This is a genomic window from Vibrio sp. R12-SW3-ISO1, assembly GCF_059834005.1.
Genome location: NZ_JCBDGK010000050.1, coordinates 183887 through 191279 on the forward strand (window position 1 = coordinate 183887; position 7393 = coordinate 191279).

Consider the following 7393-nt stretch of genomic DNA (forward strand, 5'->3'; position numbering starts at 1 on the left):
TGATCTTATCTTGATTTCTAATCTTGGCACACTATCTGTATTGATTGAGCAAAAAGGAGAGCACTATGTTTGAATTGATTTTTGCTTTGATCTTCGCGGCGACGTTACTGGTCACAGGCGTGACCTTCCTGACCGTATTGGCCGCCATTGGCTTTGCTATGGTGGTGATGTTGCTGCTCGGGATGATGTCGGCGGTGATTAAATTAATCCCTTGGTTAGTGGTTATCGCGATAGCGGTATGGTTTTTTAAAAGCGTGGTCGCGCAGCCAAGATCCTAGCGCTGTTTAGGCTAAATTGTTGCGGGCAAGCTCAGTGAATGTGGTACTATTTTCGCTACGTCATCTATGATGCATAGCAACAGTGTGGAGAGTTTAATCAATGGGTATCAAATCGGCTGCAATTTTCACTATCGCCTCGATGGTTTCGGGATGGGCGATGGCGGAGTCCTCGTACACGGCGAAAGTCGGTGCAGAGATGTGGTGGCCGAAAACCAAGGTCAATGAAGTAAACCGCGACAGCGACACCACACCCAGCGGCTATTTGGCGATTGAGCATGACACGCCGTACCTTCCCGATGCCCGTTTGCGTTACTCCAGTGTTGATGCCGATTACATGGCGTTTGATAAGCTCGACCTGACGCTCTACTACCGCCTGCTTGAGCATGATTTAATGCATTTCGATGCAGGGGTGACCCTGACGGATTTATCCGATACCAAGTACGTCAATGCCGAAGACATCAACAATCCAGTCGATTTCGATGGATTTATCTGGGCGTGGTACGGCTATGCCGAGCTGACGGTGCCCAATACGCATTTTGATATCATCGGTGAGATGAACTTTGGCAACAACAACGACATCAAAAGTACCGATTTGATGGCGGGCGTTCAGTACCGCCTGCCACTGAAAGAGACGACGTTGGCTTTTCGAGGTGGCTATCGCGTGATTGATTTGGAGTCGGGCAAGTTCGATGCGATATCCGAGGAGCTCGGTAAGTCGTTTATCTTCGCTAATGGCTTTTTTGTTGGCGCGGAGTGGAGCTTCTAAGTCAGCGATTCTTCCCAGTGAAAAACATGCATGCGTCTTTTCGATAGCATGATGTATGACTGCCTTATGCCTTTCATTATAACTAGAAAAAGAGCGCTGCGATTGATGTGGCGCCTTTTTGTATCTATCGAACTGTTTTTTTATATCTATTCATTATAAATGCACTAAAAAATGTCGCGATATCGTCAGTTTCTTCCATGCTTATAGGTGGCGCTTGTTTCTAGCCAGAGAAGGGAATCTCATGACGATTAATGAACTAAGAAGCCTATATCGAGACAATCAACTGGTGGAAGCCATTATTGAACCGTCTGTCCAAGAGGGCAGTTGGGTGGTGGAATTTCGCCACGCTAGAGGTGGTTTCGTGTTATTGACCGATGCTCAAGGTGAGGAGTGTCAGTACCTAGACCTTGATCTAGCCTCCAAGTCGGCAATGGCGGTGGGCTTTAAGCACGTACGGGTCGAAGCCAAATAGTCCCCACCACCCACAGAAAAAGACGCCTTGTCTATCACCTCTCATTATTACCTCCCCTGCTTGTACTGCGTAAAGGCGCGCGACTGGCTGACGGCGTTCAGGCGCTGCACGTTTCCTTTAATTCCAAAAGTTATAAAACATTCACTTCTATTCTTTCTTGTTATTAAGGAGAGTGGTTAATCTATCGTCACGCAATGAATAGGGATGTCGTGACCATGTCATTAAAAAACAACGTCTCCTCTGAAGGAAACGCATCACAAGAATTACCGGCTTTGGCTGCGCCGCTGAATGATCAGCAGCTAGGGTCTTTGCAACAAACTGTTGCTGGTTTATCTACTCAGCAGCTGGCATGGGTCAGCGGCTACTTTTGGGGCCTAGCACAACAGCCTCAAACCGCAGCAGCGTCTGCACCCATCAGTCAAGCGGCGGTTGCGGTGGCAGCCAAGCCTGCGGGTAAATTGACGATCATTTTCGCCTCGCAAACTGGCAATGCGAAAGGCGTGGCTGAAGCGCTCGAGCATGACGCAAAAGCGCAAGGTATTGATGTGGCGCTCTTTGATGCCAGTGATTACAAAGGCAAAAGCTTAGCCAAAGAGACCCACGTGATTATCGTGGCGTCAACCAATGGTGAAGGTGAAGCCCCAGACAACGCCATTGAACTGCATGAATTCTTGCAGTCGAAGAAAGCGCCGAAACTGCCGAACCTCAAATATGGTGTGATTGCGCTCGGTGACTCAAGCTATGAGTTTTTCTGCCAAACTGGTAAAGACTTCGATGCTTATCTCTCCAAGTTGGGCGCGACGGCCTTTATTGAGCGTGTTGACTGTGACGTCGATTATGAAGCGCCAGCCAGTGAGTGGCGTGAAAAAGCGCTCTCTATCGTTAAAGAAGAGTTGGCTGGTGGCGTAGAAGCTGAAGTCGTTCAGTTGCCAGTAGGTCAATCGGCGGTCGTGTCGTCCTACAACAAGCAAAACCCATACACCGCGACTTTGCTGACTAGCCAGAAGATCACCGGGCGTGATTCTGGAAAAGACGTGCGTCACATTGAAATTGATCTTGAAGGCTCAGGTTTGACTTATCAGCCAGGCGACGCCTTGGGCGTATGGTTTGAGAACAGCTCTGAACTCGCCAATGCTATCCTAGCTAAAGTGGGTCTGTCAGGTGTGGAAAGCGTTGAAGTGGATGGCGAGAGCTTGTCGATTCACAGCGCGTTGGTCACTAAATTCGAAATCACCGCTTCTAATCCTCAGTTTGTCACAAAATTTGCTGAGCTGTCAGGCAGCAAGAAACTGCAAAAATTGGTCGAAGACAAAGACAAGCTTCGTGAGTACGCCGCCAACACGCAAATTGTTGACGTGTTAGCGGAGAAGAAAACCACCCTATCGGCAGACGCACTGATTGGTTTGTTGCGCCGCTTGACGCCAAGACTCTACTCGATTGCCTCAAGCCAAGCCGAAGTGGATGAAGAAGTGCATTTGACTGTTGGGCTGGTGGAATACCAGCAAGGTGACGAGTCTCGCTTTGGTGGTGCCTCAGGCTTCTTGGCTCAGCGCCTCGAAGAGGGCGGTGCGGTCAAAGTGTTTGTTGAAAACAACAACAACTTCAAATTACCTCAAGATGACAGCACGCCGATTATCATGATTGGCCCTGGCACTGGGATTGCCCCATTCCGCAGTTTTATCCAGGAGCGAGAGAACCGTGATGCGTCTGGAAAGAACTGGTTGTTCTTTGGCGATCGTACCTTTACTCAGGACTTCCTCTACCAAGTGGAGTGGCAGAAATACCTAAAATCAGGGGTACTCAGCCGTTTGGATGTGGCCTTTAGCCGCGATCAAGCCGAGAAAGTGTATGTTCAGCACCGCATTTTAGAGAACGCGGCACAAGTGTGGCAGTGGATTCAAGATGGCGCGTATCTGTATGTCTGTGGTGATGCCACTCGTATGGCAAAAGACGTTCATGACGCGCTGATCATCGTCGCTGAGCAGCAAGGCAATCTATCGCGTGATGACGCAGAAGAATTTATTAATGAGTTACGCAAAGCAAAACGTTATCAAAGGGATGTGTACTAATGACTTTTTCTACTGAAAATAACAAGCAGGTGGTACTGGGCGAAGAGTTAGGGCCGCTTTCCGATAACGAACGCCTTAAAAGAGAAAGTCACTTCCTACGTGGGACGATCGAAGCGGATCTGCAAGATCGCATCACCGGCGGATTTACGGCGGATAACTTCCAGCTGATTCGTTTCCACGGTATGTATCAGCAAGATGACCGCGATATTCGCAACGAACGTGCGAAACAAAAGCTGGAGCCTCTGCATAATGTGATGCTTCGTGCGCGCATGCCGGGCGGTATTATCACGCCGAAGCAATGGTTGGCGATTGACAAGTTTGCTACCGAGCACTCTCTGTATGGCAGTATCCGTCTAACGACTCGACAAACGTTCCAGTTCCACGGCGTATTAAAGCCAAACATCAAACTGATGCACCAAACGCTCAACAGCATTGGAATTGACTCTATCGCTACCGCAGGTGACGTGAACCGAAACGTATTGTGTACCACTAACCCGGTGGAATCTGAGTTACACCAAGAGGCGTACGAGTGGGCGAAAAAGATCAGTGAGCACCTGCTGCCTAAGACGCGCGCGTACGCAGAGATCTGGCTAGACGGTGAGAAGGTTGAGACCACAGACGAAGAGCCGATCCTTGGTAGTAACTACCTACCGCGTAAGTTCAAAACCACCGTGGTGATTCCGCCGCAAAATGATGTGGATGTGCATGCGAACGATTTGAACTTTGTCGCGATAGCCGATAACGGCAAGCTGGTGGGTTTCAACGTTTTAGTCGGTGGTGGTCTTGCGATGACTCACGGTGATACGTCGACCTATCCACGTCGAGCGGATGACTTTGGTTTTATCCCACTTGAAAAAACGTTGGATGTGGCAGCCGCGGTTGTGACTACGCAACGTGACTGGGGTAACCGTTCAAACCGTAAGAACGCCAAAACCAAATACACGCTTGATCGCGTCGGTATCGATGTGTTTAAAGCGGAAGTGGAAAAACGTGCCGGTGTTCAGTTCCAAGCAAGCCGTCCATACGAATTCACAGAACGTGGCGATCGTATCGGTTGGGTAGAGGGCATTGATGGTAAACATCATCTCGCCTTGTTTATCGAAAACGGCCGACTATTGGATTACCCAGGCAAGCCCCTTAAAACCGGTGTGGCTGAAATTGCCAAAATCCATAAAGGCGATTTTCGCATGACGGCCAACCAAAACTTGATTGTGGCGGGTGTGTCGAAAAGCAACAAAGCGAAGATCGAGAAAATTGCGCGCGAACACGGTTTGATGGACGACGCGGTCAGCGAGCAACGTAAAAACTCGATGGCGTGTGTGGCCTTCCCAACTTGTCCGCTCGCCATGGCGGAAGCGGAACGTTTCTTGCCGCAGTTCGTGACCGACGTAGAAGGCATTTTGGCGAAACACAATCTACCAAAAGAAGACAACATCATTCTGCGCGTGACGGGTTGTCCTAATGGATGTGGCCGCGCGATGCTGGCTGAAATTGGTCTAGTGGGTAAGGCGCCAGGTCGATACAACCTGCACCTAGGGGGCAACCGCGCTGGAACACGCGTGCCGAAAATGTACAAAGAGAACATTACAGATAGTCAGATACTCGAAGAGATAGATCAACTGGTCGGTCGCTGGGCTACTGAGCGTGAGCAAGGTGAGTGTTTCGGTGACTTCGTTATCCGTGTTGGCATCATCCAAGAAGTATTGGTATCTAAGAGAGATTTTTATGCTTGATTCTGTAGCTTCAAAACCGGAGCTGGCAGAACTGCTTAAACTGACCAAGACCGAGCAAAGTCTTCATCTTGCCCAGATCAATGTCGAGCTTGAGCAACTGTCAGCACAGCAGCGAGTAAAATGGGCGCTTGAAAACCTCGATGGCGAGTTCGCGGTCTCGTCGAGTTTCGGTATCCAAGCGGCGGTGATGCTTCACCTCGTCACTGAGCAGAAACCGGACGTGCCGGTCATTTTGACCGACACCGGTTACTTGTTCCCGCAAACGTACCGTTTTATCGATCAATTGACAGAGAAATTGAACCTCAACCTAAAAGTGTATCGCGCTAAAGAGAGTCCGCAATGGCAAGAGGCGCGCTACGGCAAACTTTGGGAGCAAGGTATAGAGGGTATCGAGAAGTACAACAAGATAAACAAAGTGGAACCTATGCGCCGCGCGTTAGAGGAGCTTAATGTCAGCACTTGGTTCTCCGGTCTACGCCGCGAGCAATCTAAGTCGCGAGCAGGACTACCCATTTTGTCGATTCAAAATGGCGTGTTCAAGTTTCTACCAGTGATTGATTGGAGTAATAAGGACATCCACTACTACCTAGAAGAGCAGGGGCTCTCTTATCACCCTCTTTGGGATGAAGGGTATCTCTCTGTCGGTGATACGCATACCACTAAGAAGTGGGAGCCTGGAATGGCAGAAGAAGAAACACGTTTCTTCGGCTTAAAGAGAGAGTGTGGTCTGCATGAAGAAGACAACGAACTCGATGGCTCGGGTATTTGATGCGGTAATTGCGTCAATGAACCTCAAAAAAGGTCGCGTATGCGGCCTTTTTTATCGCTTGGAATTAGTTGCTGTGGATAACTCTGTGGTTATTATGTGGTAAATAGTTGGGTAAAGTTGGATAAATAGGGGCTTGAGCGCTAATTGCTCATTTAGGCTCTATTTTTACATTTTTATGAAAATATCACTTGCCAATGTGATTTCGATCTCTATAATGCCACCTCGTCGACAGGGCAGAGCTCATAAGGGTTCAGCGTTATCGACAAGGTCAACTAGCTCAGCAGCAACGTTGAAATAAAAACTTAAAAAAGTGTTTGACACTGAAAATTAAGTCGCTAGAATGGCCGCCTCTTGTGAGTGAGCCTAACGTCACAGCCAGAGACACCTAGCTCTTTAACAATATAAACCTATCAATCTGTGTGGGCACTCGTTGATGATAATCCACTATTAGTTTTCACTTTTTTATAAAAAGTGAAATCAAAAACTGATTCTTCGGAATCACCGGTTATCAATGATACTGAAGTGACCATTGAGTCTTCGGACTCAGCACAGTCAATTCAAGTTTTCTAGGAACTAGCTTCTAGTCACTAGGAACTTATCAGTATTCATTGAGCCAACAAAATCTTAAATTGAAGAGTTTGATCATGGCTCAGATTGAACGCTGGCGGCAGGCCTAACACATGCAAGTCGAGCGGAAACGACTTAACTGAACCTTCGGGGAACGTTAAGGGCGTCGAGCGGCGGACGGGTGAGTAATGCCTGGGAAATTGCCCTGATGTGGGGGATAACCATTGGAAACGATGGCTAATACCGCATAATGCTTTCGAGCCAAAGAGGGGGACCTTCGGGCCTCTCGCGTCAGGATATGCCCAGGTGGGATTAGCTAGTTGGTGAGGTAAGGGCTCACCAAGGCGACGATCCCTAGCTGGTCTGAGAGGATGATCAGCCACACTGGAACTGAGACACGGTCCAGACTCCTACGGGAGGCAGCAGTGGGGAATATTGCACAATGGGCGCAAGCCTGATGCAGCCATGCCGCGTGTATGAAGAAGGCCTTCGGGTTGTAAAGTACTTTCAGCAGTGAGGAAGGTTCATACGTTAATAGCGTATGGATTTGACGTTAGCTGCAGAAGAAGCACCGGCTAACTCCGTGCCAGCAGCCGCGGTAATACGGAGGGTGCGAGCGTTAATCGGAATTACTGGGCGTAAAGCGCATGCAGGTGGTTTGTTAAGTCAGATGTGAAAGCCCGGGGCTCAACCTCGGAATTGCATTTGAAACTGGCAGACTAGAGTACTGTAGAGGGGG

At 48.9% G+C, this 7393-nt stretch carries 6 protein-coding genes and 1 rRNA gene; all 7 read left to right on the forward strand.

Annotated elements, in window-relative coordinates; genetic code table 11:
* Positions 1-65: 65 nt before the first annotated feature.
* The gene (gene pspG, locus AC6R0R_RS16740) at positions 66-278 is read left to right on the forward strand and encodes an envelope stress response protein PspG (RefSeq protein ID WP_334554563.1); all 213 of its coding nucleotides are present in this window, start codon (positions 66-68) and stop codon (positions 276-278) included.
* A 100-nt stretch (positions 279-378) separates the two neighbouring features.
* The gene (locus tag AC6R0R_RS16745; protein WP_500627538.1) at positions 379-1044 is read left to right on the forward strand and encodes a TIGR04219 family outer membrane beta-barrel protein; all 666 of its coding nucleotides are present in this window, start codon (positions 379-381) and stop codon (positions 1042-1044) included.
* A 241-nt stretch (positions 1045-1285) separates the two neighbouring features.
* Positions 1286-1516, forward strand: a complete 231-nt coding sequence (locus AC6R0R_RS16750; protein ID WP_334554559.1) for a hypothetical protein — start codon at positions 1286-1288, stop codon at positions 1514-1516.
* 215 nt (positions 1517-1731) lie between these two features.
* Positions 1732-3585 (forward strand): assimilatory sulfite reductase (NADPH) flavoprotein subunit, encoded by a 1854-nt coding sequence (locus AC6R0R_RS16755; protein WP_500627539.1) that lies wholly within the window; start codon positions 1732-1734, stop codon positions 3583-3585.
* Positions 3585-5318, forward strand: coding sequence for an assimilatory sulfite reductase (NADPH) hemoprotein subunit (gene cysI / locus AC6R0R_RS16760; protein WP_334554555.1), 1734 nt, complete (start codon positions 3585-3587; stop codon positions 5316-5318). The genes AC6R0R_RS16755 and cysI overlap by 1 nt, the downstream gene beginning before the upstream one ends.
* Positions 5311-6087 carry a phosphoadenylyl-sulfate reductase gene (locus tag AC6R0R_RS16765; RefSeq protein WP_500627540.1) on the forward strand — a complete coding sequence of 259 codons (777 nt, stop codon included), beginning with the start codon at positions 5311-5313 and terminating at the stop codon, positions 6085-6087. The genes cysI and AC6R0R_RS16765 overlap by 8 nt, the downstream gene beginning before the upstream one ends.
* 626 nt (positions 6088-6713) lie before the next feature.
* Positions 6714-7393 (forward strand): 16S ribosomal RNA (locus tag AC6R0R_RS16770); the annotation flags it as partial.